Here is a 25,915-nt window from a genome sequence, read left to right as displayed (position 1 = left end):
AGGGCGAATGCCGTACGACGTCGAGAAGCCGGACGAGCAGTGGCGGGCCGAGCTGACCCCGGCCGAGTACGCCGTGCTGCGCCAGGCCGGCACGGAGCCCGCCTTCGTGGGTGAGTACACCGACACCAAGACCGAGGGCGTCTACTCCTGCAGGGCCTGCGGCGCCGAACTGTTCACCTCCACCACCAAGTTCGCGTCCCACTGCGGCTGGCCGTCCTTCTACGACCCGAAGGACACCGACGCCGTGGAGCTGGTGGCGGACCACTCGCACGGAATGGTGCGCACCGAGGTCAGGTGCGCCCGCTGCGGATCGCATCTCGGGCACGTGTTCGAGGGGGAGGGGTACCCCACCCCGACCGACCAGCGGTACTGCATCAACAGCATCGCGCTGCGGCTGGCGCCGGCCGGCGAGTAGGCCGGTGCCCGGCCCGGGCGGCTCCGCGCTTTGCGGCGGACCGGGACGGTGGGACACTGTGTGACACAGGTGACGTTCTGCGCGTCACCGGCACTCTTCACTTTCCTCGGCGGAGGCGGGTGGGAAAAACATGGTCACAGCTTCCTACGTCGTACTGGCCGCGTCGCCGCACTCCTGGGCGGTGGTCACGGCCTTCGTCCTCGGGCTGCTCGTCGTGGTCGGGGGACTGGTGTGGGCGGTCTGGCTGGGCATCAGGGTGATGCTCAGGGAGCCCGACCGGCCCAGCGAGGCCCAACAGCCGCATCTGCCGGTCACCGGGGCGGTCCACGAGATCCGGGAGCTGAGGGAGCCGGACGAGGTGCACTGCGACGACGGGGAACGGCTCATGCCCTACGAGATCCACGCCGCGGGCACCCGGCGCAGCCACGACCAGCACCGGCACCGCTGGAGCCCGGGCGGCAGCGGGTCCTTCGGCAGCGGAGGCCCCGGGGCCCACTGACGGCCGTACGCCCGGCCCGGTGTTCTGTTCGACGCCGGGCCGCGGGTCGCCGAGGGCCCGCCACCTCGGACGTCTAGACTCTCCGGGCACGGCCCGCGCGACCGTGGGCGAGAGCGGGGAAATCCCGCCAGACCCGAAGGGCACTCGGCGTTTTGATACGGATAGATTCAGTCACCAAGCGGTATCCGGACGGCACGGTGGCGGTCGACCGGCTCTCGCTGGAGATCCCGGACCGCGCCATCACCGTCCTCGTCGGCCCGTCCGGCTGCGGCAAGACCACGACCCTGCGCATGATCAACCGGATGGTGGAGCCCACCGAGGGCGCCATCCTGCTCGACGGCGCCGACATCAGGAAGCAGCCCGTCAACACCCTGCGCCGGTCCATGGGCTACGTCATCCAGAACGCGGGCCTCTTCCCGCACCGCACCATCGTCGACAACATCGCGACCGTCCCCCGCCTGCTCGGCTGGGGCAGACAGCGGGCCCGCGCCCGGGCGGCGGAGCTGATGGAGCGGGTCGGGCTCGACTCCGCGCTCGCCAAACGCTATCCGTACCAGCTCTCTGGGGGCCAGCAGCAGCGCGTCGGCGTGGCGCGGGCGCTCGCCGCGGACCCGCCGGTCCTGCTGATGGACGAGCCGTTCTCCGCCGTCGACCCGGTGGTGCGCAAGGGACTTCAGGACGAGCTGCTCCGCATCCAGGCCGAGCTGGGCAAGACGATCGTCTTCGTCACCCACGACATCGACGAGGCGATCAAGCTGGGCACCATGGTCGCGGTGCTGCGCACCGGCGGCAGGCTCGCCCAGTTCGCGCCGCCCGCCGAACTGCTGTCCGCGCCCGCGGACGCCTTCGTCGAGGACTTCCTCGGCACCGACCGCGGCATCCGCCGCCTGTCCTTCTTCGCCTCCGCGGAACTGGAGCTGACGACGGCCCCGGTCGTCGCGGTGGACTCCACCGCGGAGCAGATCGCCGCCCGCGCCTCGACGGACGCGCCCTACCTGCTCGTCACGGACGCGGAGGGCAGGCCGCTCGGCTGGAGCGAGCCCGCCGCGCTGACCGCCGGGGACGTGGATCCCGCCCGGCTCCTGCCGTACGGGCGGCCCTTCGTGCACGGCAGGGACTCGCTGCGTGCCGCGCTCGACGGCGCCGTGCTGTCGCCGACCGGCTGGGCGGTCGCCGTGGACGGCACCGGCCGGGTGGCCGGCGTCGTCTCGCAGGCGGCCATCGGCGAGGCGATCCGCAGCGCCCACGCCCAGGGCCGCGCCGGCGCCCGGGCCGACGCCGAGGCCGACACCCGTGCCGACGCCGAGGCCGCCCGATGAACCGCTTCTTCGACATCCCGAGCGACCTCCAGCACAGCTGGCTCGGCCTGATCGGCCTGCACCTGCGCGAGGCCCTGCTGCCGGTGCTCGCGGGCCTGCTGGCCGCTCTGCCGCTCGCGCAGCTGTGCGTGCGGTTCCGCTGGCTGTACCCGCCCGTTCTGGGCGTGACGACCGTGCTGTACGCGATCCCCTCGCTGGCCTTCTTCGTCGTCCTCATCGACTACACCGGCCAGACCGAGGTCACCGTGATGATCCCGCTCGCCGTGTACAGCCTCGTCGTGCTCGTCCCGGCGATCGTCGAGGGGGTCCGCTCGGTGCCGCGGGAGACGCTCGCCGCGGCCACCGCCATGGGCCTCGGGCCCGTACGGCGTTATGTCCAGGTGCAGTTGCCGATCGCCGCACCCGCGATCATCGCCGGGCTGCGCGTGGCGACCGTCTCCAGCATCAGCCTCGTCAGCGTCGGGATGCTGATCGGCAACCAGGGCGCGCTCGGCAACCTGCTGCACGACGCCAACATCTACCACCGGCCCGAGCTTGCGGTGAACTCCGTGGTCACCACCGCCGCCCTGGCCGTCCTCGCCGACGCCGCGCTGGTCCTCCTGCGCCTCGCGCTGACCCCCTGGATGCCGCGCGGCACCGGCCGCCGCACCCCGCGGACCGCCCAGGCCCGGCCCGAAGCGGCCGCGCCCGCCCTGGAGGACGCCGCCCGGTGAACGTACTGCACTTCGTCAACGCCTTCTTCGGCGACAGCGCCCACTGGCACGGCTACGACGGCATCCCCACGCGCGTCGGGGAGCACATCCGGTACTCCCTCATCGCCCTCGCGCTCGCCGCCCTCATCGGACTCCCGGTCGGCCTGGTCACCGGCCACTACGGGCGCGGCGGCAACGCCCTCGCCCTGATCGCCACCGCCGGGCGGGCGCTGCCCAGCTTCGGCCTGCTGGTGCTGATGTTCATCGTGCTCGGACTGGGTCTGGTGCCGGTGATGATCCCGCTGGTCGTGCTCGCCGTACCGCCGATCCTCGTGACCACGTACGAGGCGCTGCGGTCCGTCGACCCCTCGCCGGTGGACGCCGCGCGGGGCATGGGGATGGGGGAGTCCCGCGTCCTCCTCCACGTCGAACTGCCCGTCGCGCTCCCGCTGATCCTGAGCGGCCTGTGCTCGGCGGCCATCCAGATCGTCTCCACGGCCACCATCGCCGCCTACGTCAGCCTCGGCGGCCTCGGCCGCTACATCGTCGACGGCCTCTACCAGCGCGACTACGAGAAGGTCGTCGGCGGCGCCGCGCTGGTCGCCGTGCTGGCGCTGGCCACGCTCGCGCTGTTCTGGGCGGTGGCGCGCTGGGCGGTGTCGCCCGGGGTGCGCCGCAGCGGCTGACCCGAGGGCCGGCACCCGGCCTCCCCCCGGTGGAGGCCGTCCATCGAGGCCGATCGGTGACCTGGCCGCACTTGACTGACCGAGAACCCCCTGGATTGGATCGGAATACGACGTGCCAACTCCTCAGCCCGGAACGGGAACCGTGACTTCTCACACGAAGAGCACCAGGTCAAGCACGAAGCGCTCCGGCGCCGCCGCCGTCGTCCTCGCCGTCACCGCGGCGCTCGTCGCGGGGTGTTCGTCCTCCGGCGGCAAGAGCGACAACCCCCTCGCGGAGAAGAAGGCCGCGGGCGACACCGTCGTCGTCGGCTCCAACAACTTCGCCGAGAGCATCCTGATCGCCGACATCTACGGCGAGGCCCTGAAGGCCAAGGGCCTCAAGGTCAGCTACCGGCCCAACATCGGCAGCCGCGAGACCACTTACGGCCTGCTCAAGAACGGCTCCGTCACCGTCCTGCCCGAGTACAACGGCGCGCTGCTGGCCTACCTGGACAAGAAGGCCGCGCCGAAGACGGTCGAGGAGACGACGGCCGCCATCACCGCCAAGCTGGACCCCAAGCTGACCCTGCTGAAGCCGGCGCCCGCCCAGGACAAGGACTCCGTCACGGTCAACGCGCAGACCGCCAAGAAGTACGGCCTCACGGAGAAGTCCTCCGTCGCGGACCTCAAGGACGCCGCGAAGGACATGGTCATCGGCGGATCGCCGGAGTTCCAGACCCGGCAGCAGGGGCTGGTCGGCCTGAAGTCGGTCTACGGACTGGAGTTCAAGTCCTTCAAGGCGCTCGACGCGGGCGGCCCGCTCACCCAGGCGGCGCTGAAGAAGAACACCGTGCAGGCCGCGGACGTCTTCACCACGGACCCGACCATCTCCAAGGAGAAGTTCGTCGTCCTGCAGGACCCGAAGAACCTCTTCGGATTCGAGAACGTGCAGCCGCTGGTCTACAAGTCGGGCCTGAACCAGAAGGGCGTCGACGCGCTCAACGCCGTCTCGGCCAAGCTGGACACGGCGACCCTGCTGGAACTCGACACCCAGGTGCAGTCGCAGAACAAGGACCCGATGGACGCGGCCAAGGCCTGGCTGAAGTCCGCCGGCCTCGGCTGACGAGTCGGCGAGCCGACCGGAGGGAGCACACGGGCCCGGGCGTCTTCGCCCGGGCCCGCGCCGCTCCCGGCGGCCGGAAGGGCTCTGAGAGCGCTCTCAGACGTCCTGCCCGCTGCAGGTGTCCCTCCGCCCTACCGTTCCCTTGTTGCGAAGGGGTGACCGTCCGGTAAACGGTGATTGCGCGATGTATTGACGCGCTGTCAGGCCCTGCCTAGCCTCAACGTTCTGAGAGCGCTCTCAAACCCACTCCGGGAGCGGTGCACGTCTCCATGTCCTCGACCTCGTCGCGTGCCGGAGCGCACGCGCGACCCCACGTTCGGGAGATGCCCACACATGTCAAGAGACAGCGATCTGCCCCACAGAACGGCGCTGAACCGGCGCCGCGCGGCGGTGTTCCTGGCCGTCGCCGCCCTGCTCGGCGCGGCCCTGGCCGTCCTCACTCCCCGCACCGCCGACGCCGACACGGTGGGCCAGGGCAGTTACACCACCAAGGCGCCCGGCCCGCTGCCCTCGGGCTGCGCGGACCTGTCCACCAATCCACGCCACTGGGTCACGGCAAACGCCCCGTCAGGTGCCGTACCCACCAACGACTGGTGGTCGTCGATCCTCTGGAAGCGCACCAACTGCGCCTACGGAGAGCCCCTGTTCGCCCAGCCCCTCGGCTTCCGGGCCCAGTCGGGCGGACTGGGCTTCTCCTACAGCACGAAGCCGGCGATATCCGGCGGCGCCAAGGGCGTGGGCGAGTACCACTTCAACTACCAGGAGGACTTCGTCGCCGGTGTCTCGGGTCTGGCCGCCCCCGAGGTGAAGGTCGACGGCTGGAGCGACTGGACCGTCAGCCCCTACCTGAGCGACGGGGCGCACACCCTGCGGGCGACCATCGGTTCCGGTCTGCCGTTCGCCTACTTCCGGGCGACCGGCGGTGACGCACGGATCAAGGCGGCCTCCGACGCGACCGTCGACGTGTGGTCCCGCTCCGGCTCGACGATCGGCTACACGATCAACGGCCACGACTACGTCGCCTTCGCCCCGACCGGCGCCACCTGGACGGTCGACGGCTCCACCTTCACCTCCTCGCTCGGGGGCAAGGACTACTTCTCGGTCGCCGTACTGCCGACCACGCCGTCCACCCCGGCCACCGACCGGGCCGCCCTCGCCGACGAGTACGCGAAGTACGCCCACAACCACGTCACCGGGACCGCGGTCTCGTACCGGTACGACGAGGCGGACAGCACCGTCACCACGACGTACCGCCTCACCACCACCGCCCGGGAGGGCACGGGGACGGGCACGGTCGCGGCGCTGCTGCCGCACCAGTGGCGCCACCTCGCCGGGGGCAGCCCGCTGCCGCAGAAGTACGTCTCCTCGCGCGGTCCGCTCAAGGTGCTCACCGGCATCACGTCCTTCACCACCTCGACGGTCTTCCACGGCGTGCTGCCCGAGGTGCCGGCCGTCGCCGACAGCTCCGGGACCGACGCCACCACGCTGCAGAACTACCTCGACGCGGAGAAGGCCGATCCCACCCGCCAGCAGAGCGACGACACCTACTGGACCGGCAAGGGCCTCGGCCGGGCCGCGCGTCTGGCGGAGATCGCCGACCAGACCGGCAACAAGGAGGTGCGCGACGCCGCCCTCACCGCGATCAGATCCAAACTGACGGACTGGTTCACCGCCTCCCAGGACAAGACGGGCCACCTGTTCTACTACGACGACAAGTGGGGCACCCTGATCGGCTACCCGGCGTCCTACGGGTCCGACCAGGAGCTGAACGACCACCACTTCCACTACGGCTACTTCGTCGCCGCGGCCGCGACCCTCGCCAAGTTCGACCCCACCTGGGCCGATGCGAGCCACTACGGCGGCATGGTCGACCTGCTCATCCGCGACGCCAACAACTACGACCGCACCGACAAGCGCTTCCCCTACCTGCGCGACTTCGACATCTACGGCGGCCACGACTGGGCCTCCGGCCACGGCTCGTTCGCCGCCGGCAACAACCAGGAGTCCTCGTCCGAGGGGATGAACTTCGACAACGCGCTCATCCAGTGGGGCATCGCGACCGGCAACAAGGCCGTCCGGGACGCAGGCATCTACATGTACACCACGCAGGCCGCGGCCATTCAGGACTACTGGTTCGACACCGGGGACCAGATCTACCCGAGCGACTTCCCGCACAAGGAGGTCGGCATGGTCTGGGGCAACGGCGGCGCCTACTCGACCTGGTTCTCCAGCGCTCCCGAGCAGATCCAGGGCATCAACCTGCTGCCGGTGACCGGCGGGCACCTCTACCTGGGCGGCGACCCGGCCTACGTCAAGGCCAACTACAAGGAGATGCTGGACCAGAGCGGCAAGACACAACCGTCCATCTGGACCGACATCTGGTACGAGTACCTGGCCCTCGGCGACGGCGACGCGGCCCTGGCCGCCTTCCGCGGCAACAACTCCTTCACCTCCGAGGAGGGCGAGAGCAAGGCCCACACCTTCCACTGGATCCGCAACCTGGCCGCACTCGGCACGGTCGACACCCGTGTCACGGCCGACACTCCCCTGGCCTCGGTCTTCGTGAAGGACGGCGCGCGCACCTACGTCGCCTCCAACGTATTGTCCGAGGACGCGACGGTGCACTTCTCCGACGGGACCACCGTGCAGGTGCCCGCGGGCAGGACGGTCGCCTCCGGGGCCCTCGACTGGAGCGGCGGCAGCGCCACGGGCGGCACTCCGCCGAGCCCGACGCCGACCACCAGCCCCACGGACAGCCCGTCCCCGACCCCGACCGGGACCTCGAGCCCCACGCCCACCCCGACCCCGACACCGACGGGCACCGCCTCGTCGCCGACGCTGTATCCGCAGAGCGACGGAACCCTGGCGGGCACCTCCGGCAGCGACGGCAGCGCCACCGTGGCCTCCGCCGACGGAGTCAACCACGACGGCACCCCGTACAAGCCGTACACGCTGAAGGCCGACGGGCTGAACCTGAAGTACGAGGGCGGCGCTCTGACCTTCGACCTGGCCGTCGACGCCAAGCAGGTCGTGGGCAACGCGGTCCAGCTCCAGGTGTCGTACGACTGCACCGGTGACGGCGACTTCGAACGCGTGGAGACCTACCGGTACTTCGCCACCGACCCGCTGAACGGCTGGGAGCACTACACCGAGAAGGCGGGACTCGCCTCGGCGAGCGGAACGGCGTGCGACCTGAAGGGCGGGACCGTACAGGCCAAGGTCTGGAGCGCGCTGGGCAACAGTGACAACCTCCTCGGCACCGGCGGTCTGTCGGTGCTGCGGCTGCCCTACACCTGAGCCGGACCGGCAGGCGGGCGGACCGGGCCCCGGACCCCGCCCCCTGCCTTCCGCTCCCTGCGGCGCTGCCTGCGCCCGCGGCGCGGCTCCTGGTCCGGGAGCCAGCCGAAGGCCAGGCAGCTGCCGGTCACCCCGAGGAGGAGGCCCAGGAAGAAGCCGCCCAGGTTCGAGGTGAGCCAGGTGCCGAGGGACAGCAGGGTGCCTACGAGGGAGTAGAACAGCCGCTGGGCCGGGTTGAACAGGGTCAGCAGACCGCACAGCAGCATCAGGGCGGGCAGCAGGTACCCGGCCAGGCCCTGCATACCGATGTGCATGACGACCTTCAGGGACGCCTTCTCGGTGAGCAGGATCTCCGCCCCGCCCAGCGTCAGCAGCAGCCCGCCCCAGAAGGGGCGGCGGGCCCGCCACCGGCGGAAGGCCGCCCGTGGGCCCGGGCGGGGCCGGGCCGGCGTCCCCGGCCCCGTGTCGTCCGTCATCGGGTCAGCAACCCGAGCCGCTGAAGCGGAGCTTGAGGCCCGGCAGCTTGAAGACGCCAGCCGTGGTGGCGTAGTTGGTCTGCCGCAGGCCGGCGATCCGGACGGTGTCCGCCTGCTGGCTGAACACGCCCTTCGGGCCCCGCACCCCCGCCTTGGTGAGCGTGCTCGCGTCGTTGCCGATCTCGATGTTGTCGAACGCGGCGTCGCCCGACAGCTCGGTCGAGTCGGTGGTCAGATCGGCGGCGGTCACCTTGTCCACCCCGCTGCCCGCGGTGATGAGCAGGTTCGTGCCGCCGAGGTCGACGCTCTGGCAGAGCCTGGTCAGCGTCGCTTTCTTGATCGCCGAGGTCACCACCAGGACCTGACCGCCGGTGTCGCCCGCGTTGGGGCTGTCCTCGGCCATGTTGTCCAGGGCGCCGAACTGCTCGAAGCCCGTGCCGTTCAGCTCCGTCGCGGTGACCGTGAACGGCATCCCGGAGATCGCGAACTGCACGCCCAGCGCTCCCTGGGCGGTGAACACCGCCAGCGCCGCGGCGACCAGCGTCGCGGGGACGGCCATGATCGCGGCACGGCGCAGCCGGACCCGGCCGCCTCTCTCCGTGCCGTCGGCCGTCCCGGACGCCTCGGGCGTCTCGGTGACGGAACCGCTTTCCGGCTGCTCGGGGGCGTTGCCGGCGGACGACGTGGGGTCCGAGGACGAGGCCATTTCTCTACTCCCATGGGCATGGTCAGTGCGGTCGGAGTGCGGCGGCCCGTTGCCCTGGCGCGGACAGCGGCTGCGGCGCGGCGCCCTCGCGACTCCCGGTGGATGCAAGGGCTTTCTCATTACGCGGCAGTAGTCGTCGAGGAAGTTACCGGTGGTTACATTTGCGGGTCAAGGTGCTTGTAAGAGTTGCGTGGCGATTGTGTGCCGCCTGCCCGGTCCGTGGGGCGTCCCGACCCCTGGGAAACGTCAACTCCCTTGCTGCGTATTGACGTTGACTGGCGAGTAGGTCTACAACTCTGCCTGGCTCCCCCGGATCCGTGGCGCCGGATCCGCCGCGCGGCGCGACCGCGTGCCCTCCCGGACTCCGACCTGCCGACGTGCGCTCTCGTGACGCCCAGCACGCACCCCGCACCCCCTGGCACCCGTGTCCCCCCTGGCACCGGTGCGGACGCCTTCCCCTTCGGCGCTCCGCGCCGGTGGACGCCTCACGCGTCCCGCACTCGCACCACCCCCCACTCCAGAAACGAGGTACCCGCATGCGTACGCGTCCCCTCCTCACCCTCGCCGCCGCGGTCGCCGCACTCTCGCTCCCCGCCCTCGGCACCGCCTCCGCCGCCGGCACCCCGGTGCTCACCACCGGCAGCGCCGGCGGGGCGGCCGTCGCGGTCGGCGACACCCTCACCGCCCAGCTGGCGAGCGGCACCACCGCCACGCTCTACTCCAGCGCGACCGGCACCAGCGGTGTCTCCTGCACCTCGTCGACCTTCACCGCGTCCGTGACGGACAACCCCACCGCACCGGGCACGGCGACCGAATCGGTGAGCGCCCAGACCTTCGACCCCGCGAGCTGCACCAGCAACGTCACCGGTGTGCTCGGCGTCAACAGCATCACCGTCGACAACCTGCCCTACACCACGACCGTGTCCTCCGACGGCACCCTCACCGTCGCTCCGGCGAGCGGCTCGACCGTCCAGACCACGGTGAAGCTGCGCACCTTGCTGGGCAGCGTCACCTGCGTCTATCAGGCCCCCGGCCTCAGCGGCGGGGCCGACAACGCCGACAACGGCATCACCTTCACCAACCAGCAGTTCAGCAAGGTGTCCGGCTCGTCGCTGTGCTTCAGCAGCGGCTTCTTCACCGCCAAGTACGCCCCGGTGACCGACGCGGGCGCACCCGTCTTCGTCAACTGAACCGTGCGATAACGAGGTTCAGCGTCGTCGCAGACGCAGTGCCAGGGCGGCGCCCCCGGTGAGCACCAATACCACGGCGGCGCCGCCCGCCAGCATCGGCGCGGACGGACCCGAACCGGTGCCGGTCGTGGCCGCCACGGGGCCGGTGTCGGGGTTCGCGCCGCCGCCCGACCGAGGGGCGGCCGCGGACGAGCCCGCCGGGGAGGACGTGCCCGGGGCCGCGGTCGTGCCGCCCCGCCCGGCCGGCGCGCCGCCCGACGCCGTGCGCCCGTCCGTGCCCGTCCCGCTCGTGCCCGTCCCACCGGTGGCCGTCCCGCTCGTGCCGCCCTTGCCGAACACCACGTCGGAGCACGAGTAGTACGTGTCCGGCGTGCTGCTGTTCTGCCAGACGGTGAACAGCACATGACGGCCCGTCCGGTCGGCGGGCAGGGTGGCCCCGATACGGTACGCGCCGCCCGCGAACGCCGGGTCCTTCACCTCGGCGAACGGCCGCGCGGGCAGGTCGGACCAGGTCAGCGGCTTCGTGGGGTCGTAACCGGATGTGGTCAGGTACAGCTTGAAGGTGCCCTCGTGCGGGATAGTGGAGGCGTACTTCAGGGTGAGCTTCGCGCCCGGCGTCAGACGGGTCGAGGGCCAGTCGGTGCGGGCGAGGTCGAGCCCCTTGTAGGCGGGCAGGCCGCCGCTGCACAGCTTTCCGTCCGGGATCGTCTGGCGGTCCCTGCCGTTCACGTTCGCCACCCGCAGGTTGTCCCACGCCGTGAAAGGGGCGCCGTTCGCCGCGATCGCCGCCCGGCAGGCCGCCGTACCGGCGTCGCCGCCGTCCGGCGAACAGGCGAACACCCGGCTGACCGGGTCCGTCGGGGCGCCGTGGGCCTGGGCGGGAACCGCCGCCCATACGGTGAGCAGGGCGGACGCCGCCGCGGCGGCTCCAGTGACCCTGAGGGGGGCGGTCATCCGAGTCACGGGGACGTCTCCTCGGCCGGCGCGGGAACGGTCTGTTCCGTGCAGTACGGGAGAGACGCCCCGCGCGTTCAAATCCGGTGCGGAGGAGCCCGGAGGGCTCCCGGCGCCCGTCCGGACTCAGCCCCCGAACGCCTCCAGGTGGTCCGCCGCCCAGTCCCGGTAGCCGCGCGCCGGGCGGCCGAGCAGCGCCTCCACCGTCGGATGCACCCGGGCCTTCGCGCCGGACCGTCCGCGTGCGGCGCTTTCCAGCAGGGCGTCGGCCAGGGGCGCCGGGTAGCGGTCGCGGAGCAGCCTGCGCGCCGTGTCCGGTGCCAATTCCTCGAAGCGCACGGGCCGTCGCAGCAGCTCGGCGAGCACCCGGGTCTGCTCGGCGGCGCTCACCGGCTCCGGGCCGGTGAGGGCGTGGGAGCGGCCCGCGTGGCCGTCGGGGTCCAGCAGTGCGGCCGCCGCGACCTCGGCCACGTCCCGGGGGTCGACCGTCGCGTTGGACGCGTGTCCGCCGGGCGCGCGCACCACGCCCTCCTCCCGTACGGAGCGGGCCCAGCTCAGGGTGTTGGACATGAAGGCGCGCGGGCGCAGCATCGTCCACGACAGCCCCGACTCCCGCAGCAGCCGCTCGTTTCCGCGCTGCCAGGTGGTGATCAGGTCCGTGGCCCCGGGGTCGGTCACCGCCAGCGCCGACAGCTTCACCACATGGCGTACTCCCGCGCGGAGCGCCGCCGTCACGAAGTGCTCGTCGTGGGCGGGGGTCAGCGGGTCCGCGGTGACCAGCAGCGCCGACCGCACCCCGGCCAGGGCGCGTTCCAGGCTCGGCGGATCGCCGAAATCCCCGGCTACGGCCTCGACTTCGGGGCCGGGAGCGACCCGGCGCGGATCGCGGGTCAGCACCCGCACGGGCACCACGCCGGACAGCCGCCGCGCCACCAGACGTCCGACGGTGCCGGTTCCACCGGTCAGCAGGATCACGGCTCAGGACCCGGCGCTCTCGAGCGCGGCCAACACCCGTGCGCCCCGGTCGGGTTCGGCGTCCAGGCGGCGCAGCAGCCCCGGCACCGCGAGGCTCGGCAGGATATGCCCCCACAGCACGGAGATGCGGTGCCCCAGGTCCTCCCGGCCGGTCAGGGCCCGCGACATCAACTGGATGCCGGCGAACCCGCCGACCAGCAGCTCGACGGTCTCGCGCGGTTCCACGGCCGGCAGCAACTCGCCCTGCTCGCGGGCCTGTTCCATGAGCCCCATGAGGTGATCGGCCCACTGGAGGAACGGCCCGGTGTGGTCGACGCCGGGCGGTGCGCACTGGTCCACGGTCAGCCGGACGCTGCCGCGCAGCAGGGCGTCGCCGAGCAGGCGCCGGGCCACCACGAACGTGGTGTCGATGATCTCCTGCAGCTTGCTCGACTGCGGCGGCACCGCCCCGAAGTCCACCTGCTCGTCCAGCACCGCCTGGGCCAGGGACTCCTTGGACGGGAAGTGGAAGTACAGGGCGCCCTTGGTGACATCGGCGCGCTCCAGCACCATGGCGATGGTGGTGGACGTGTAGCCGTGCTCGTCGAAGACCGCGCCGGCCGCCTCCAGGATCGCCCTGCGCGTCCTGATGGCGCGCTCCTGCTTCGCCACAAGAACCCCTCCACTGCGCCGAGTCGGCCGGTCACCGCCCGTGCGCCGGACCGGTGGCGCACAGGCCCGGTCCACCCGATCTCATTGAAAACAAACCGGTCGGCTCGTATTCTAGCGCTCACCGGGGCTGGCAACTCGCCGTCCGCCAAGGCTTTCAGGGGACCCAGGAGGGGACATGCCTCAACTGCGGCAGCTCGCCGAGTTCCCGGCGGCGGCCACCGATCCGGGGGCCGTCCTGACGGCGACCGTCCCCCGGCAGCTCGTGCACCGCGCGGCGGTGGCCGAGACCTTCCTCACCGGATGGGCCAGGAACGGCGACGACCATTTCACCGTCACCGCGCAGTGGCCACGGGCCCACCAGTTACACGTGTCGCCGGACCGGGCCGCGTACGAGCCGCTGCTCGTGGTCGAAACCGTCCGCCAGAGCGGGACGTTGCTCGCCCACACCGAGTACGACGTGCCGCTGACCCACCAGTTCGTGCTCCAGGAGCTGAGCGTCACCACGTACCCGGCGCAGCTCGTCGTCGGTCCCCTGCCCGCCGAAACCGACCTGGACGTCCGCTTCTCCCGCTCCGGCAGCCGGCGCTCCGCCTCCCTGACCTACGAGGTGGACGTGCGCCGCGACGGGGAGCGGGTGGCGACCGCGCACGTCGCCTTCACCAGCGTCGGCGACTCCGCCTACCACCGGCTGCGCGGCGGGCGCACCGCCGACGGCGTGACCGCCCTGCCCGTCCCTCCCGGTCTCCCGGCCGCCGACGTGCACCGCGCCCTGCCCGCCGACGTCGTCCTGGCGCCGACGCGTGACGAGGACCGCTGGCAACTGCGTGTGGATACCGCGCATCCCGGTTTCTTCGACCATCCGCTCGACCACGTTCCGGGCATGCTCCTGTTGGAGGGCGCCCGCCAGGCCGCCTGTCTGCGCATGGCCGCCGACCGGCCGCCGGCCGGCTTCCACGCCACCTTCCACCGGTACGCCGAACTGGACCTGCCCACGTGGATCGAGGCGGAGACCACGAGCGGCGGCGAGATACGCGTGGCCGGAATCCAGGAGGAGTCGACCGTCTTCACCTGCGTGGTGAACGCCGCGGGCTGGTGAGCTATCGTGTACGGGGAGTCAGAAACAAACGGCATGTCCCGTTCTTTGCAAGCCCCGGGAGTGTTCTGTCGATGCCGAGGCAGTTACGCGCCGAGCAGACCCGCGCGACGATCATCACGGCGGCCGCCGACCTGTTCGACCTGCACGGCTACGAACGGACCAGCCTCAGCGACATCGTGGTGCACGCGCGGGTCACCAAGGGCGCGCTGTACTTCCACTTCGCGGCCAAGGAGGATCTGGCCCACGCCATCATGGAGTTGCAGTCCCGGGCCTCGCGCCGGGTGACGAACGAGGTGGACGAGCGGGGCTGCTCCTCGCTGGAGGCGCTGATCCGCATCACCTTCGCGCTGACCCGGCTCACCGTCGAGGGCCCGGTCACCCGAGCCGGCCTGCGACTGGCCACCGGCGGGGTCGAGGTGCGGCCGCCGCTGCGGCACCCCTTCACCGAGTGGCTGGAGATCGCCACCCGCAAACTCCGCGGCGCGGCCCGGGAGTCCGACCTCCACGCGGACGTCGACGTGCACGCCGTCGCGCACTCGCTCGTCTGCTTCTTCGTCGGCACCCGGATCGCGGGCCGGCCGCTGGAGCCGGTGGCGCGGCTGCCGCGCCGGACCGCCGAGATGTGGCACGTCCTGATCCGCGGTCTGGTCCCGGTGCACCGGCGCCCGCGCTACCTCACCCTCGCCACCCAGCTGGAGCGGGAGATCACCGCCGTCTGACCGCCCGGCCGGAGCGGCGACGCCGTCGAGCAATGAGGCGCCGACGAGCGGCGACGGTCCCGGGGCGGCGACGACTTCGGGGGCGGCTACGACTCCGGCGGGCGGCAACGACTCAGGGCGGCGGCGTCCCCGGGCCTCCCTGACAACTCCGGCGAGCCCTGGGGAGCGGAAGATCGGGACGCGGGCACCGGCGGGGTACGGTGAGGCGTATGCCCGACATCCCGTCCGCGCCCGTGCTGCTCGGCAACGAGCCCGGTTCGTTCCCGCACAGCGTGCTGGCCGAGCGGCACCCCGCCATCATCCGGCAGGTGCGGGACGCCTTCCCCTACGGCCCCGAGCAGCACCGCGCCCTCGACGCCCTGCTGGAGAGCTGCACGGAAGGCGTCGTCGAACCGCTCCCCGCCGACGCGCACGACCGCGACCGCTGGCGGGACTGGGGACTCGACTCGTACGCGGGCCGGTCCTGGTTCGACGTGCCCTGGCTGTGGTCCGAGAGCTACTTCTACCGCCGGCTCCTCGACGCCGTCGGCTACTTCGGCCCCGGCCCGTGGCAGGGCATCGACCCCTTCCGGCCCTCCAAGCTCGCCGAACTCGACGCCGGGGAGACGGACGAGGAACTCGCCGCGCTCGACGGGCTGGAGGGCGAACCGGCCCAGGAGCGGGCGCGGGCGCTGCTGCACGGGTCCCTCTGGGGCAATCGCGCCGACCTCGGCTTCCGGCTGTCGGCGGCCGGGGCCGAGGCGGACCGGCCCGCCCCCGGACTGGTCGCCGACGACAGCGACGCCCTCTGGCAGCTGCTGCCGCCCTCCGGCACGGGCACACTCTGCCTCATCGCCGACAACGCCGGCCGGGAACTCGTCCCCGACCTCCTCCTCGTCGCCCACCTCCTGGACCACGGCCGGGTCGGGCGGGCGGTTGTGCACGTCAAGCCGTACCCGTACTACGTCTCCGACGCCACCACCGCCGATGTCGTCGACGCGGTGCGCCGGCTGCTGGCGGCGCCGGGCGCGGCCGCCGGCTACGGCCGGTGCCTGTGGTCGGCGATGGCCGACGGCCGCCTGACGGTGCGGGCCCACCCCTTCTCCTGCGCTCCGCTGCCGTATGCGGACATGCCGGGCGACCTGCGGGGGGAGTTCGCCGCGGCCGCACTGACCGTCCTGAAGGGCGACCTGAACTACCGGCGCCTGGTGGGGGACCGGCTCTGGCCCCCGACCACCCCCTTCGCCGGCCTCACGACGTCCTTCCCCGGCCCGGTGGCCGCCCTGCGCACCCTGAAGTCCGACGTGATCTGCGGTCTCGACGCGGACACCGAGGCCGCGCTGAACGCCGCCGAGGGCGGGCGCTGGCGCGTCGGCGGCACCCATGCGCTGATCCAGGTCAGGACGTGACGGGGCTCGGTGGACCGCGACGGGCGACCGCGGTCCGCGCGTACGCCGCTCTCAGGCAACCCGCATCGGCAGGGACTTCAGCCCGTTGATGAAGTTCGACACCAGCCGCCGGGGCGGTCCGGCGAGTTCCGGCGGCGCGGGCAGCACCCGCAGCGCCTCGGCGTGGAGCAGCCGCAGTTGCAGCCGGGCGAAGTGCGCGCCCAGGCAGACGTGCGGGCCGTCCCCGAAGGAGACGTGCGGATTGCGCCCACGAGCGAGGTCGAGCCGGTCCGGTGCGGAGAAGACCCGCTCGTCCCTGTTGGCCGAGCCGTGGAAGACGACCACCTTGTCACCGGCGCGGATCCGGCGGCCGACCAGCTCGGTGTCGCGTGCGGCGGTGCGGCGGAAGGTGAGCACGGGCGGATGCCAGCGCAGCAACTCCTCGACCGCCGAGCCGAGTTCCACCTCGCCCGCACGGAGCCGCCGGTACGCCTCCGGGTGTTCGGTCAGTGCCAGCAGCCCGCCGGGGGCGGCGCTGCGCACGGTGTCGTTGCCCGCCACCGTGAGCAGGAAGAAGAACATCTCCAGCTCGGCGCCCGCCAGTTCGCTGTCGTGGGCGAGCGTGGTGAGGACGTCGTCCGCCGGGTGCCGCCGTTTGAACGCGGCCAGTTCCCGGGCGTAGGCGAACATGTCGCCCAGCATCGCCGGTGAACGCGGATTGACCGGCCTGCCCGCCGCGTCCCGCACCGGGGCGCCGGCTTCGTCCGGGTCCTGGTAGCCGATGACCCGCTGGGTCCAGTGCAGCAGCAGCTTCCGGTCCCGCTCCGGCACGCCGAGCAGGTCCGCGAGGTTGAGCAGGGCGTAGTCGTCCGTGACGGCGGTGACCAGGTCGACGGTGCCGTCCGCCGCTCGGGCCGTGTCCAGGGCCCGCGCGAACAGGGCGCGCGCCCGTTCCTCCACGACCGCCGCGAACCGCTCGATGCGGCCGGGGGTGAACGCCCGGCTGACCAGGCGCCTGAGCCGTCCGTGCCCGGGCGGGTCCTGATTGAGCATCATGCGCCGGATGAACGGCAGGTCGCCGGCGTCCGGATCGCGGATCTGCGTGGCGCCCAGACACGACGAGTACGTCGCCGCGTCCTTCAGCACCCGCACCACGTCCGCGTGCCGGGTCACCGCCCAGAACCCGGGCCCGGCCGGCCAGCCCAGCACCTCCGGCTCCTCCTGCCAGGCCACCGGATGGTGGTCGCGCAGGATCCGGTAGGCGGCGTACGGCACCCCGGCGCCGTACCGGCGCGGGTCGAACACGTCCGGAACCGGTGGGGCCGCGCGCGTCGTCACGCCCCCTCGCCGTCGTCGGCGCGCAGGAAGTCCTCCACCACACGGACCAGTTCCAGCGGGGTCTCGTCCATGGCGTAGTGCCCGGCCGAGGCCATCTCGTGGAGTTCGGCCCGCGGGTACCAGCTCATCCAGGTCCGCCGGAGCAGCGGGGCGGACAGCGCGGGGTCGAGGGCCCCGGCCACGGCGAGCGCCGGTACGCCGGCCCCGCGCACCCCGTCGTGGAAGTCCTCCCCGGCCCAGGAGTCCAGCCAGGCGCGGAACGCCTTGGAGTCGCTGCGCTCCAGCGACCGGGCGACCATGCGGTCGAGCCAGGCGGCGGGCCGGCGGCCGCCGGTGGTGAAGTCGATGATGGCGCGCCGGTTCTCCGGCCGGTCCGCCGCGTCCGCGAACAGCTCCCACTGGCCGGGCGGCAGGTCGAGGCCGCAGGCGGGCACGGGGGAGACCCCGGCGATCCGCCGCAGCCGGTCCGGAGCCGCCGAGAGCAGCCGCTGCGCGACCGCGCCGCCCATCGAGTGCCCCACCACCGAGAACCGGTCCCAGCCGAGCCGGTCGGCCAGGTCCACCAGGTCCCGGGCCGCCTCGGCGGTCGTGTACGCCCCGGCGGCGTCCCTGGCCTCGCCGTAGCCGCGCAGATCCACCAGCGCGTAGGTGAGGTGCTCGCGGTCCAGATCGGGCAGCACGGCCGCGTACGCGGACCGGTCGGCGAACCAGCCGTGCACGGCGAACACCTTGTGGGCGCCGTCGCCGTGCACTTCATGAGGGAGTACGAAGGTCGTCATAGGACCACCGTGGACCGGGAAGCAGGGGGCGGCAAGAGCCCGGACGGTGGACGCGGGGGCGAATGTCCCCTGTTCACCGGCCGGTTCACGCGATGGTGTGATCACGTCCGGGTGGGCGGATGCCGCCGGAACCCCACGGGTAGGGCCCGGCCATGACGCACCAGCCCTTCGAACTCCCGCACTTCTACCTGCCGTATCCCGCGCGCCTGAACCCGCATGTCGACGAGGCCAGGGCCCACTCGACGCGATGGGCACGCGAGATGGGCATGCTGGAGGGGTCCGGGATCTGGGAGCAGGCCGACCTCGAGGCGCACGACTACGGACTGCTCTGCGCCTACACCCACCCCGAGTGCGACGGACCCGCGCTCTCGCTCGTCACCGACTGGTACGTGTGGGTCTTCTTCTTCGACGACCACTTCCTGGAGACCTTCAAGCGCAGCCAGGACCGTGCCGGCGGCAAGGCGTACCTGGACCGGCTGCCGCTGTTCATGCCGCTCGACCCGTCGGCCGCCGTCCCCGAGCCGCGCAACCCGGTCGAGGCGGGCCTCGCGGACCTGTGGGCGCGCACGGTGCCGGCCATGTCGGCCGACTGGCGGCGGCGGTTCGCGGTCGCCACCGAGCACCTGCTGAACGAGTCCCTGTGGGAGCTGTCCAACATCAACGAGGGCCGGATCGCCAACCCGGTCGAGTACATCGAGATGCGCCGCAAGGTCGGCGGCGCCCCCTGGTCGGCCGGGCTCGTGGAGTACGCGACCGCCGAAGTGCCCGCGTCCGTCGCCGGGTCGAGGCCGCTCAGGGTGCTGATGGAGACCTTCTCCGACGCCGTGCACCTGCGCAACGACCTGTTCTCCTACCAGCGTGAGGTCGAGGACGAGGGCGAGTTGAGCAACGGCGTGCTCGTCCTGGAGACCTTCTTCGGCTGCACCACCCAGGAGGCCGCCGACACCGTCAACGACGTCCTCACCTCGCGCCTGCACCAGTTCGAGCACACCGCGCTCACCGAAGTGCCCGCCCTGGCCGCCGAGCAGGGTCTCACCCCCGGCGAGGTCGCGGCGGTGGCGGCGTACGCCAAGGGCCTGCAGGACTGGCAGGCCGGCGGCCACGAATGGCACATGCGCTCCAGCCGCTACATGAACGAGCGAGCGCGGCCGACCACCCCCTGGCACCACCCCACGGGCCCCGGCACCTCGGCCGCCGACGTCGGCGCACTGCTCGCCGCGGCCGGTGCCATGGGGGCACCTCCCACGCCGTTCAGGCAGTGGGGGAGGCTGCGCGCCTACACGCACGTCCCGTACCAGCGGGTCGGACCCGCCCGCATCCCCGACCTGTACATGCCCTACCCGGTGGAGCTCAGCGGACATCTGGACGGCGCCAGGCGCCGGCTCGTCGAGTGGAGCCACCGCACGGGCATCCTCCGGGAGGGCGTGTGGGACGAGGACAAGCTCGCCGCCTACGACCTCGCGCTGTGCTCGGCGGGCCTCGACCCGGACGCCACGCCCGAGGCACTCGACCTGAGCGCGCAGTGGCTCGCCTTCGGCACCTACGGCGACGACTACTACCCGCTGGTCTTCGGGCACCGGCGCGACCTGGCCGCCGCCAGGCTGACCACGGCCCGGCTGTCGGCGTGCATGCCGGTGGAGGGCGAGGCGGCGCTCGCCCCGGTGAACGCCATGGAGCGCGCCCTGTGCGACCTGTGGGCGCGCACGACGGCGGAGATGTCCCCGGCCCAGCGGCGCACCTTCCGGCACGCGATCGACGTGATGACCGAGAGCTGGGTGTGGGAGCTGTCCAACCAGCTCCAGAACCGCATCCCCGACCCGGTCGACTACCTGGAGATGCGGCGCGCCACCTTCGGCGCCGACCTCACGCTGAGCCTGTGCCGGATGGGCCACGGCCCGGCGATCCCGCCCGAGCTCTACCGCAGCGGCCCGGTCCGCTCGCTGGAGAACGCGGCCGTCGACTACGCCTGCCTCCTCAACGACGTGTTCTCCTACCAGAAGGAGGTCGAGTTCGAGGGCGAGATCCACAACGCCGTGCTCGTGGTGCAGAACTTCTTCGGCGTCGACTACCCGGCCGGGCTCGCCGTGGTCCACGACCTGATGACCCAGCGGATGCGGCAGTTCGAGCATGTCGTCGCCCATGAACTGCCGGTCGTCTACGACGACTTCGAGCTGTCGGAAGAGGCGCGCGAGGTCATGCGGGGCTATGTGACCGATCTGCAGAACTGGATGGCCGGCATCCTCAACTGGCACCGGAGCGTGGACCGCTACAAGGAGGCATGGCTGTCCCGGCGTACCCACCGCTTCCTGCCGGACCGTGCTCCCGTCCTGCCGGTCGGCTGACCCCGCGAGGCACTCCCGGCCGGGCCCGTCGGTCCGGTCCCCTGGACCGGGACTCCTGAACCGGGGGGACCGGCTCCCGTGGGCTGGGTTGCCGGGACGAGGGTCTCCCGGGCCGGGCCTCCCGGTCAGTCTCACTCTTTCGTGGCTCGTGGTGCGCCGGTGCCCCGGGTAGCTCACCAGCCGGAGGCGATCCATGGAACAGACTGCGTTGCGTCCCAAGCCGATGCCCGGCCGGGAGCCCGCCGGCACCACGCGCGGGTCCGCCCGCCACCCGCACGCGGCGCGCCGGCGCGGCCGCCGGGTCACGACCCTGCTGCTCGGCCTGTGCGCCGGCCTGCTCCTGGTGCTGTCCGGGGTCGGCATCGGCACGGTCGGCGCCGCGGTGATCGGCATGAACAAGAGGTCCGCGCCGGCGCGGCAGGAGGCCGGGCCCGGGGCGGCCCCGGCCCCTTCGGCCCGGTCCACGCCCGGCCCCGGCCCGGCGCCGGTGCGCATGACCCTGGGAGTGGAGGCGGTGGACGACGACCGGCCGGGCGCGCGAGTCGTCGGCGTGCACGTCCCCGGGCCCGGCTACTCGGCGGGCCTCGTCCGCGGTGACGTACTCCTGGAGTTCGGCAGAACGCGGATCGACTCGGCGGCGGACCTCGCGCGCGCGGTCGCCCGGGCCCGCCCGGGCCGCACGGTGACCCTGACGGTCCGGCACCGCAGCGGCGGCCACCAGCAGCTCACGGCGACGTTGGGGGTCGTCACCTGACCCCGTGTCCCACCGGGCCGGCGCGCTCGCGCGTCGGGCTCGGCGCCGGGCGCACGTCGGGGGGGATGCGCCCGGCCCGCGCCCCGGCCGCCGGGGTCGGGCCGCCCGCCGGCCGAGGGGGGGCGGGCCGCTCTCAGGCCGCCGGGGCCGGTCCGCCCTCGTCGCCGGGGCGGAACAAGCGGCGATCGGCTCGCGCGGCCCCGTTCGGGCGGGCAGGATGCTGCCCGTAGCTTTCATCGACCTTGAGCCGCACACGGAGGACCGGATGACCGGCAGCGCTGCCGCGCCCTTCACCGCCGACGACTACCGGGCCCGGATGGAACGCGCCGCGCGGGCCGCCGCCGACGCCGGACTCGCCGGGCTGCTGGTCGCGCCCGGTCCCGACCTGGTGTGGCTCACCGGCTACGAGCCCCCCGCCGCCACCGAGCGGCTCACGCTGCTCGTCCTCGCCGCCGGACACGACCCCGTCCTCGTCGTCCCCACCCTGGAGGCCCCGGACGCCTGGAAGGCGGCGGGCGCGTCCGCCCTGACCCTGCGCGACTGGACCGACGGCAAGGACCCCTACGCCCTCACCGCCGGCCTCCTCGACGGCAGCGGCCGGTACGGCATCAGCGACAACGCCTGGGCCATGCACCTGCTCGGACTGCAGCGGGCCCTGCCCGGCACCGCCTACGCCTCGCTCACCCAGGCCCTGCCCATGCTGCGCGCCGTGAAGGACGCGGCCGAACTGGAGCTGCTGGCGGCCGCGGGCGCGGCCGCGGACCAGGCTTTCGAGGAGATCCGGAACGTGCCCTTCGCCGGGCGTCACGAGACCGACGTGGCCGCCGATCTCGCGGCTCTGCTGCGCCGGTTCGGGCACTCCCAGGTCGACTTCACCATCGTCGCCTCCGGCCCCAACGGCGCCAATCCGCACCACGAGGTCGGCGACCGCGTGATCGAGCGCGGCGACATGGTCGTCCTCGACTTCGGCGGGCTGAAGCAGGGCTACGGCTCCGACACCTCCCGCACCGTCCACGTCGGCGAGCCCACCGAGGAGGAGCGCCGGGTGCACGACCTGGTGCGCGAGGCCCAGGAGGCGGGCTTCCGGGCGGTGCGCCCCGGAGTCGCCTGCCAGGAGGTCGACCGGGCCGCGCGCGCGGTCATCGCCGACGCCGGGTACGGCGAGTACTTCATCCACCGCACCGGCCACGGCATCGGCGTCACCACGCACGAGCCGCCGTACATGATCGAGGGGGAGGAGCAGCCCCTCGTGCCCGGCATGTGCTTCTCCGTGGAGCCCGGGGTGTACCTGCCCGGCCGCTTCGGGGTACGCATCGAGGACATCGTCACGGTGACCGAGGACGGCGGCCGCCGCCTGAATGACACGACCCGCGAGATGGTGATAGTGGACTGACCGGACACCAGCGGCCCCTGCACGCAACCCGGATGACACGGCACGACCATGACCCAGGCACCGACACCCACCGCGGACACCGTCCGCCGGCTGGTCCGCACCCTGCTCAAGGAGGACGCGGGCCCCACCGCCGGACCCGAGATCCGGCCCGTCGCCGAGGGCGGCGGGCACTCCACGTGGTGGGTCGGCGCCCGCCATGTGCTGCGGCTCGCCCCCGATCGCGAGGCCGCCGCGCGCCAGCGCCGCGAACTGCGCCTGCGCGACCTGGTCCGCCCGCACCTGCCCTTCGCCGTACCGGCGAGCGTCGCGCACGGCGAGTGGGCGCCGGGGCTGACGTACACGCTGGACACCAGGGTCGCCGGCGGCACGGCGGGGGACCACGAGGTCTCCGCCGTCGGCGAGGACGACCTGGCAGGGCTGTTCACGGGGCTGCGCGAGGTTCCCGCGCGCCAGGCGGAGACGCTCGGCGTCCCGCGTGTGGCGCCGCGCTCCCTGGAGGCGCTGCGCCGGATGGCGGTGCACGCCGCCGAGCGCCTCGGCGCCGCCGACGAGTTCGACCCGGCGCGGATGACCCAGCTCCCCCGGACCGCCGCGGCCCAGCTCGCCGCCCAGCCGGGCACCGCGGTGCTCATCCACCACGACCTCGGCGGCGATCACCTCGTGGTGAGCGCGGACGGCCGGGTGCGGGGCGTCCTGGACTGGACGGCGGCGGTCGTCGGGGACCCGGCCGAGGACATCGCGGGCCTCGCCCGCGCCGTCGGTTCCCCCGCCGCGGTACGCGCCGCCACCCTGGCGGGATACGGCGCCCGGCCGTGCCTGCGCGGTCTGTGGCTCGCCCGCTGCGACACCGTGATCCGCCTCGCCGACCGCCTGGAGGGCCGCGACGACACCCCACTGCCGCCGCTCAGGTCCCAGCTCCGCCACGCCTGGGAGGCGATCCTGCTCGAACGGGTGACGGAACTGCGGGAGGACGGCGGAAGCGAGCACTCCTGACCGCGCGGGTGACGGCGGGGACCCGGGCGCCCGGGGCGACAGGCGAAGCGGCGAAGGGCCGCGGGAGGCCCTGGGGTGCCGCGACGCCGTCGCGGGCCTGGTGGTCCTGCGGGTCGGGCGGAGTCCTTGCGGCCTGGTGGTCCTGGGGTCGGGCGGAGCCCCTGCGGCCTGGTGGTCCTGGGGTCGGGCGGAGCCCCTGCGGTCCGGTGCCCCTCCGGCCCCGTGAAAGCCCTCCGTCCCGGTCGGCCCCGCGATCCCCGGGGGAGGGGGCCCCGCGACACCCGTGGGAGGGCCCACGACCCCCGTGGGCGGCGCGAGGGCCGCGTCCGGCCCGCGGGTCAGCTTTGCAGCAGCACCACGCACGACTCCCCGGGCACGTGCAGCATCCCGGCCGCGTCCGGCGCCTCCACCTGGTCCCATGCCGCCAGCACGCGGGCCGGGTGGGTGCCCAGCGGGATCGCCGCCGGCTCCTTGCCCAGGTTGACCGCCACCCGCACGTCCCCCCGCCGGAAGGCGAGCCAGCGGGCCTCCTCGTCGTAGGCCACCTTGGTGTCCGCGAGGTCGGGATCGGTCAGGTCCGGCTGCTCGTGCCGCAGGGCGATCAGCCGCCGGTACCAGTCCAGCACGCGCGCGTGCGGCTCGCGGTCCGGCTCGGACCAGTCCAGGCAGGACCGGTCCCGGGTCGCCGGGTCCTGGGGGTCGGGCACGTCCTCCTCCGCCCAGCCGTGCGCGGCGAACTCCCGTCGCCGGCCCCGGCGCACCGCCTCCGCCAGCTCCGGGTCGGTGTGGTCCGTGAAGAACTGCCACGGCGTCCCCGCCGCCCACTCCTCACCCATGAACAGCATCGGCGTGAAGGGGGCCGTCAGGGTGAGCGCGGCCGCGCAGGCCAGCAGCCCGGGGGAGCCGGACAGGAGCATGGACAGGCGGTCCCCCTGGGCGCGGTTGCCGACCTGGTCGTGGGTCTGGCTGTAGCCGAGCAGCCGGTGTGCCGCCACCCGCGTACGGTCCAGCGCGCGGCCGTGGTGGCGGCCCCGGAAACTGGAGTACGTCCCGTCGTGGAAGTAGCCGCCGGTGAGCGTCTTGGCCAGCGCGGCGAACGGGGCGCGCCCGAAGTCGGCGTAGTAGCCCTGTCTCTCGCCGGTCAGGGCGGTGTGCGCGGCGTGGTGGAAGTCGTCGTTCCACTGGGCGTGCAGGCCGAGGCCGCCCTCCGCGCGCGGGGTGACCAGCCGCGGATCGTTGAGGTCCGACTCGGCGATCAGGAAGAGGGGGCGGCCGAGGTCGGCGGAGAGCGCGTCCACCGCCGTCGACAGCTCCTCCAGGAAGTGGCACGCGCGCGTGTCCACCAGCGCGTGCACCGCGTCCAGCCGCAGCCCGTCGATCCGGTACTCGCGCAGCCAGGCCAGCGCGCTGCCGAGGAGGAACGCGCGCACCTCGTCCGAGCCGGGCGCGTCCAGGTTGACCGCCGAGCCCCAGGGGGTGTGGTGCGTGTCGGTGAAGTACGGCCCGAACTCGGGCAGGTAGTTGCCCGACGGACCCAGGTGGTTGTGCACCACGTCCAGGACCACGCCCAGACCCAGCTCGTGCGCCCGGTCGACGAAGCGCTTCAGCCCCTCGGGGCCGCCGTACGGCTCGTGCACCGCCCACAGAGACACCCCCTCGTATCCCCAGCCGTGCCGGCCGGGGAACGGGCACACGGGCATCAACTCGACGTGCGTGACACCCAGTTCGGCCAGGTGCTCCAGCCGTGCGGCGGCCGCGTCGAAGGTGCCCTCGGGGGTGTACGTGCCGACGTGCAGCTCGTACAGCACGGCACCCGGCAGCGGGCGCCCGGACCAGCCCGCGGCCCGCCACGCGTAGCGCTCGTGGGCGACGACCGCGCTCAGCCCGTCCGGGCCGTCCGGCTGCCGCCGGGAGCGCGGATCGGGCAGCACGGGACCGTCGTCCACCGCGAACCCGTAGCGCGAGCCGTCGCGCGCGTCGGCCTCCCCGATCCACCAGCCCGGCCGTTCCGGATCGTGCTCCAACGCGCGCGTGACGTCGTCGCAATGGAGTGTCACTCGGCCGGCCTGCGGTGCCCACACCTCGAACTGCACGGACGGTTCCCCTTCGTCTGCTCACCGTGATGTAGCCCGTCCATGGTGCTTGAAACGAGATCAATCCGCCTGCGCATCC

23 protein-coding genes are annotated in these 25,915 nt (G+C 72.9%); 15 read left to right on the top strand and 8 right to left on the bottom strand.

The features are described 5' to 3' along the window. Window positions 1–7 precede the first annotated feature (7 nt). The 7 genes from msrB (at window position 8) to ACF1A5_RS23225 (ending at window position 8,010) form a co-directional block, all read left to right on the top strand. Complete coding sequence (gene msrB, locus ACF1A5_RS23255) at window positions 8–415, top strand: peptide-methionine (R)-S-oxide reductase MsrB (protein WP_392194777.1); 408 nt, start codon at window positions 8–10, stop codon at window positions 413–415. 130 nt (window positions 416–545) lie between these two features. Beyond that, a complete protein-coding gene (locus ACF1A5_RS23250) occupies window positions 546–914 on the top strand; it encodes a DUF6479 family protein (protein ID WP_392194776.1) in 369 nt (122 codons plus the stop codon). Window positions 915–1,066: 152 nt separating this feature from the next. After that, entirely contained in the window at window positions 1,067–2,233 is a 1,167-nt protein-coding gene (locus ACF1A5_RS23245) for an ABC transporter ATP-binding protein (RefSeq protein ID WP_392194775.1), read from the top strand. Beyond that, window positions 2,230–2,946, top strand: coding sequence for an ABC transporter permease (locus tag ACF1A5_RS23240; RefSeq protein WP_392194774.1), 717 nt, complete (start codon window positions 2,230–2,232; stop codon window positions 2,944–2,946). Before ACF1A5_RS23245 ends, ACF1A5_RS23240 begins: the two co-directional genes overlap by 4 nt. Continuing rightward, entirely contained in the window at window positions 2,943–3,611 is a 669-nt protein-coding gene (locus ACF1A5_RS23235) for an ABC transporter permease (RefSeq protein ID WP_392194773.1), read from the top strand. Before ACF1A5_RS23240 ends, ACF1A5_RS23235 begins: the two co-directional genes overlap by 4 nt. Before the next feature lie 142 nt (window positions 3,612–3,753). Next, the gene (locus ACF1A5_RS23230) at window positions 3,754–4,713 is read left to right on the top strand and encodes an ABC transporter substrate-binding protein (protein WP_392194772.1); all 960 of its coding nucleotides are present in this window, start codon (window positions 3,754–3,756) and stop codon (window positions 4,711–4,713) included. A gap of 333 nt (window positions 4,714–5,046) precedes the next feature. Further along, window positions 5,047–8,010, top strand: coding sequence for a glycosyl hydrolase (locus ACF1A5_RS23225; protein WP_392194771.1), 2,964 nt, complete (start codon window positions 5,047–5,049; stop codon window positions 8,008–8,010). On the opposite strand, the gene ACF1A5_RS23220 is transcribed toward ACF1A5_RS23225, so the two are convergent. Together ACF1A5_RS23220 and ACF1A5_RS23215 are read right to left on the bottom strand one after the other, a co-directional pair. Continuing rightward, entirely contained in the window at window positions 8,001–8,486 is a 486-nt protein-coding gene (locus ACF1A5_RS23220) for a DUF6114 domain-containing protein (protein WP_392194770.1), read from the bottom strand. The genes ACF1A5_RS23225 and ACF1A5_RS23220 overlap by 10 nt on opposite strands. A 4-nt stretch (window positions 8,487–8,490) precedes the next feature. Beyond that, window positions 8,491–9,192, bottom strand: a complete 702-nt coding sequence (locus tag ACF1A5_RS23215; protein WP_392194769.1) for a DUF6230 family protein — start codon at window positions 9,190–9,192, stop codon at window positions 8,491–8,493. A gap of 536 nt (window positions 9,193–9,728) precedes the next feature. Here ACF1A5_RS23215 and ACF1A5_RS23210 point away from each other — a divergent pair. Next, entirely contained in the window at window positions 9,729–10,382 is a 654-nt protein-coding gene (locus ACF1A5_RS23210) for a Tat pathway signal sequence domain protein (protein ID WP_392194768.1), read from the top strand. 18 nt (window positions 10,383–10,400) lie between these two features. Here the strand turns inward: ACF1A5_RS23210 and ACF1A5_RS23205 are convergent, their stop codons facing one another. From ACF1A5_RS23205 to ACF1A5_RS23195, 3 genes are all read right to left on the bottom strand, one after another. Next, window positions 10,401–11,336, bottom strand: a complete 936-nt coding sequence (locus ACF1A5_RS23205; protein ID WP_392194890.1) for a lytic polysaccharide monooxygenase — start codon at window positions 11,334–11,336, stop codon at window positions 10,401–10,403. A 126-nt stretch (window positions 11,337–11,462) separates the two neighbouring features. Then, window positions 11,463–12,311 (bottom strand): NAD(P)H-binding protein, encoded by an 849-nt coding sequence (locus tag ACF1A5_RS23200; protein ID WP_392194767.1) that lies wholly within the window; start codon window positions 12,309–12,311, stop codon window positions 11,463–11,465. A gap of 3 nt (window positions 12,312–12,314) precedes the next feature. After that, the gene (locus ACF1A5_RS23195; protein ID WP_392194766.1) at window positions 12,315–12,962 is read right to left on the bottom strand and encodes a ScbR family autoregulator-binding transcription factor; all 648 of its coding nucleotides are present in this window, start codon (window positions 12,960–12,962) and stop codon (window positions 12,315–12,317) included. A gap of 175 nt (window positions 12,963–13,137) precedes the next feature. Here ACF1A5_RS23195 and ACF1A5_RS23190 point away from each other — a divergent pair, with 175 nt between their 5' ends. The 3 genes from ACF1A5_RS23190 to ACF1A5_RS23180 all read left to right on the top strand — a co-directional run bounded on the left by ACF1A5_RS23190 (window position 13,138) and on the right by ACF1A5_RS23180 (window position 16,165). Then, window positions 13,138–14,058: a ScbA/BarX family gamma-butyrolactone biosynthesis protein gene (locus ACF1A5_RS23190; RefSeq protein ID WP_392194765.1), complete on the top strand. Its 921-nt coding sequence runs from the start codon at window positions 13,138–13,140 to the stop codon at window positions 14,056–14,058. Window positions 14,059–14,129: 71 nt separating this feature from the next. Then, window positions 14,130–14,777 (top strand): ScbR family autoregulator-binding transcription factor, encoded by a 648-nt coding sequence (locus ACF1A5_RS23185; protein ID WP_392194764.1) that lies wholly within the window; start codon window positions 14,130–14,132, stop codon window positions 14,775–14,777. Between the two features lie 209 nt (window positions 14,778–14,986). Next, on the top strand, window positions 14,987–16,165 hold the full coding sequence (locus tag ACF1A5_RS23180; RefSeq protein ID WP_392194763.1) for a damage-control phosphatase ARMT1 family protein: 1,179 nt from the start codon (window positions 14,987–14,989) through the stop codon (window positions 16,163–16,165). 51 nt (window positions 16,166–16,216) lie between these two features. On the opposite strand, the gene ACF1A5_RS23175 is transcribed toward ACF1A5_RS23180, so the two are convergent. Together ACF1A5_RS23175 and ACF1A5_RS23170 are read right to left on the bottom strand one after the other, a co-directional pair. Continuing rightward, complete coding sequence (locus tag ACF1A5_RS23175; protein WP_392194762.1) at window positions 16,217–17,482, bottom strand: cytochrome P450; 1,266 nt, start codon at window positions 17,480–17,482, stop codon at window positions 16,217–16,219. Next, on the bottom strand, window positions 17,479–18,261 hold the full coding sequence (locus ACF1A5_RS23170) for an alpha/beta fold hydrolase (RefSeq protein ID WP_392194761.1): 783 nt from the start codon (window positions 18,259–18,261) through the stop codon (window positions 17,479–17,481). The genes ACF1A5_RS23175 and ACF1A5_RS23170 overlap by 4 nt, the downstream gene beginning before the upstream one ends. A gap of 152 nt (window positions 18,262–18,413) precedes the next feature. On the opposite strand from ACF1A5_RS23170, the gene cyc2 reads away from it, so the two are divergent. The 4 genes from cyc2 (at window position 18,414) to ACF1A5_RS23150 (ending at window position 23,743) form a co-directional block, all read left to right on the top strand. Beyond that, window positions 18,414–20,603 carry a germacradienol/geosmin synthase Cyc2 gene (gene cyc2, locus ACF1A5_RS23165; RefSeq protein WP_392194760.1) on the top strand — a complete coding sequence of 730 codons (2,190 nt, stop codon included), beginning with the start codon at window positions 18,414–18,416 and terminating at the stop codon, window positions 20,601–20,603. A 193-nt stretch (window positions 20,604–20,796) separates the two neighbouring features. Continuing rightward, window positions 20,797–21,357 (top strand): PDZ domain-containing protein, encoded by a 561-nt coding sequence (locus ACF1A5_RS23160; RefSeq protein WP_392194759.1) that lies wholly within the window; start codon window positions 20,797–20,799, stop codon window positions 21,355–21,357. A gap of 265 nt (window positions 21,358–21,622) precedes the next feature. Further along, window positions 21,623–22,750, top strand: a complete 1,128-nt coding sequence (locus ACF1A5_RS23155; RefSeq protein WP_392194758.1) for an aminopeptidase P family protein — start codon at window positions 21,623–21,625, stop codon at window positions 22,748–22,750. 48 nt (window positions 22,751–22,798) lie between these two features. Continuing rightward, entirely contained in the window at window positions 22,799–23,743 is a 945-nt protein-coding gene (locus ACF1A5_RS23150; RefSeq protein ID WP_392194757.1) for an aminoglycoside phosphotransferase family protein, read from the top strand. 338 nt (window positions 23,744–24,081) lie between these two features. Here ACF1A5_RS23150 and treZ read toward each other — a convergent pair whose 3' ends face one another. Next, window positions 24,082–25,836 (bottom strand): malto-oligosyltrehalose trehalohydrolase, encoded by a 1,755-nt coding sequence (treZ, locus tag ACF1A5_RS23145; RefSeq protein WP_392194756.1) that lies wholly within the window; start codon window positions 25,834–25,836, stop codon window positions 24,082–24,084. Between the last annotated feature and the right edge of the window lie 79 nt (window positions 25,837–25,915).

The sequence above is a fragment of the Streptomyces sp. NPDC014864 genome (genome assembly GCF_043081525.1).
Taxonomy (GTDB): domain Bacteria; phylum Actinomycetota; class Actinomycetes; order Streptomycetales; family Streptomycetaceae; genus Streptomyces.
Note: the sequence above shows the minus strand (reverse complement) of the source record. Positions and strands in the feature narration are given on the sequence as shown.

Coding starts and splice junctions, on each gene's coding strand:
- ACF1A5_RS23210 (WP_392194768.1), top strand. CDS start 9,729: ATGCGTACGCGTCCCCTCCTCACCCTCGCCGCCGCGGTCGCCGCACTC.
- cyc2 (WP_392194760.1), top strand. CDS start 18,414: ATGACGCACCAGCCCTTCGAACTCCCGCACTTCTACCTGCCGTATCCC.
- ACF1A5_RS23225 (WP_392194771.1), top strand. CDS start 5,047: ATGTCAAGAGACAGCGATCTGCCCCACAGAACGGCGCTGAACCGGCGC.
- ACF1A5_RS23185 (WP_392194764.1), top strand. CDS start 14,130: ATGCCGAGGCAGTTACGCGCCGAGCAGACCCGCGCGACGATCATCACG.
- ACF1A5_RS23170 (WP_392194761.1), bottom strand. CDS start 18,261: ATGACGACCTTCGTACTCCCTCATGAAGTGCACGGCGACGGCGCCCAC.
- ACF1A5_RS23180 (WP_392194763.1), top strand. CDS start 14,987: ATGCCCGACATCCCGTCCGCGCCCGTGCTGCTCGGCAACGAGCCCGGT.
- ACF1A5_RS23190 (WP_392194765.1), top strand. CDS start 13,138: ATGCCTCAACTGCGGCAGCTCGCCGAGTTCCCGGCGGCGGCCACCGAT.
- ACF1A5_RS23215 (WP_392194769.1), bottom strand. CDS start 9,192: ATGGCCTCGTCCTCGGACCCCACGTCGTCCGCCGGCAACGCCCCCGAG.
- ACF1A5_RS23240 (WP_392194774.1), top strand. CDS start 2,230: ATGAACCGCTTCTTCGACATCCCGAGCGACCTCCAGCACAGCTGGCTC.
- ACF1A5_RS23155 (WP_392194758.1), top strand. CDS start 21,623: ATGACCGGCAGCGCTGCCGCGCCCTTCACCGCCGACGACTACCGGGCC.
- ACF1A5_RS23205 (WP_392194890.1), bottom strand. CDS start 11,336: ATGACCGCCCCCCTCAGGGTCACTGGAGCCGCCGCGGCGGCGTCCGCC.
- msrB (WP_392194777.1), top strand. CDS start 8: ATGCCGTACGACGTCGAGAAGCCGGACGAGCAGTGGCGGGCCGAGCTG.
- ACF1A5_RS23250 (WP_392194776.1), top strand. CDS start 546: ATGGTCACAGCTTCCTACGTCGTACTGGCCGCGTCGCCGCACTCCTGG.
- ACF1A5_RS23160 (WP_392194759.1), top strand. CDS start 20,797: ATGGAACAGACTGCGTTGCGTCCCAAGCCGATGCCCGGCCGGGAGCCC.
- ACF1A5_RS23220 (WP_392194770.1), bottom strand. CDS start 8,486: ATGACGGACGACACGGGGCCGGGGACGCCGGCCCGGCCCCGCCCGGGC.
- ACF1A5_RS23150 (WP_392194757.1), top strand. CDS start 22,799: ATGACCCAGGCACCGACACCCACCGCGGACACCGTCCGCCGGCTGGTC.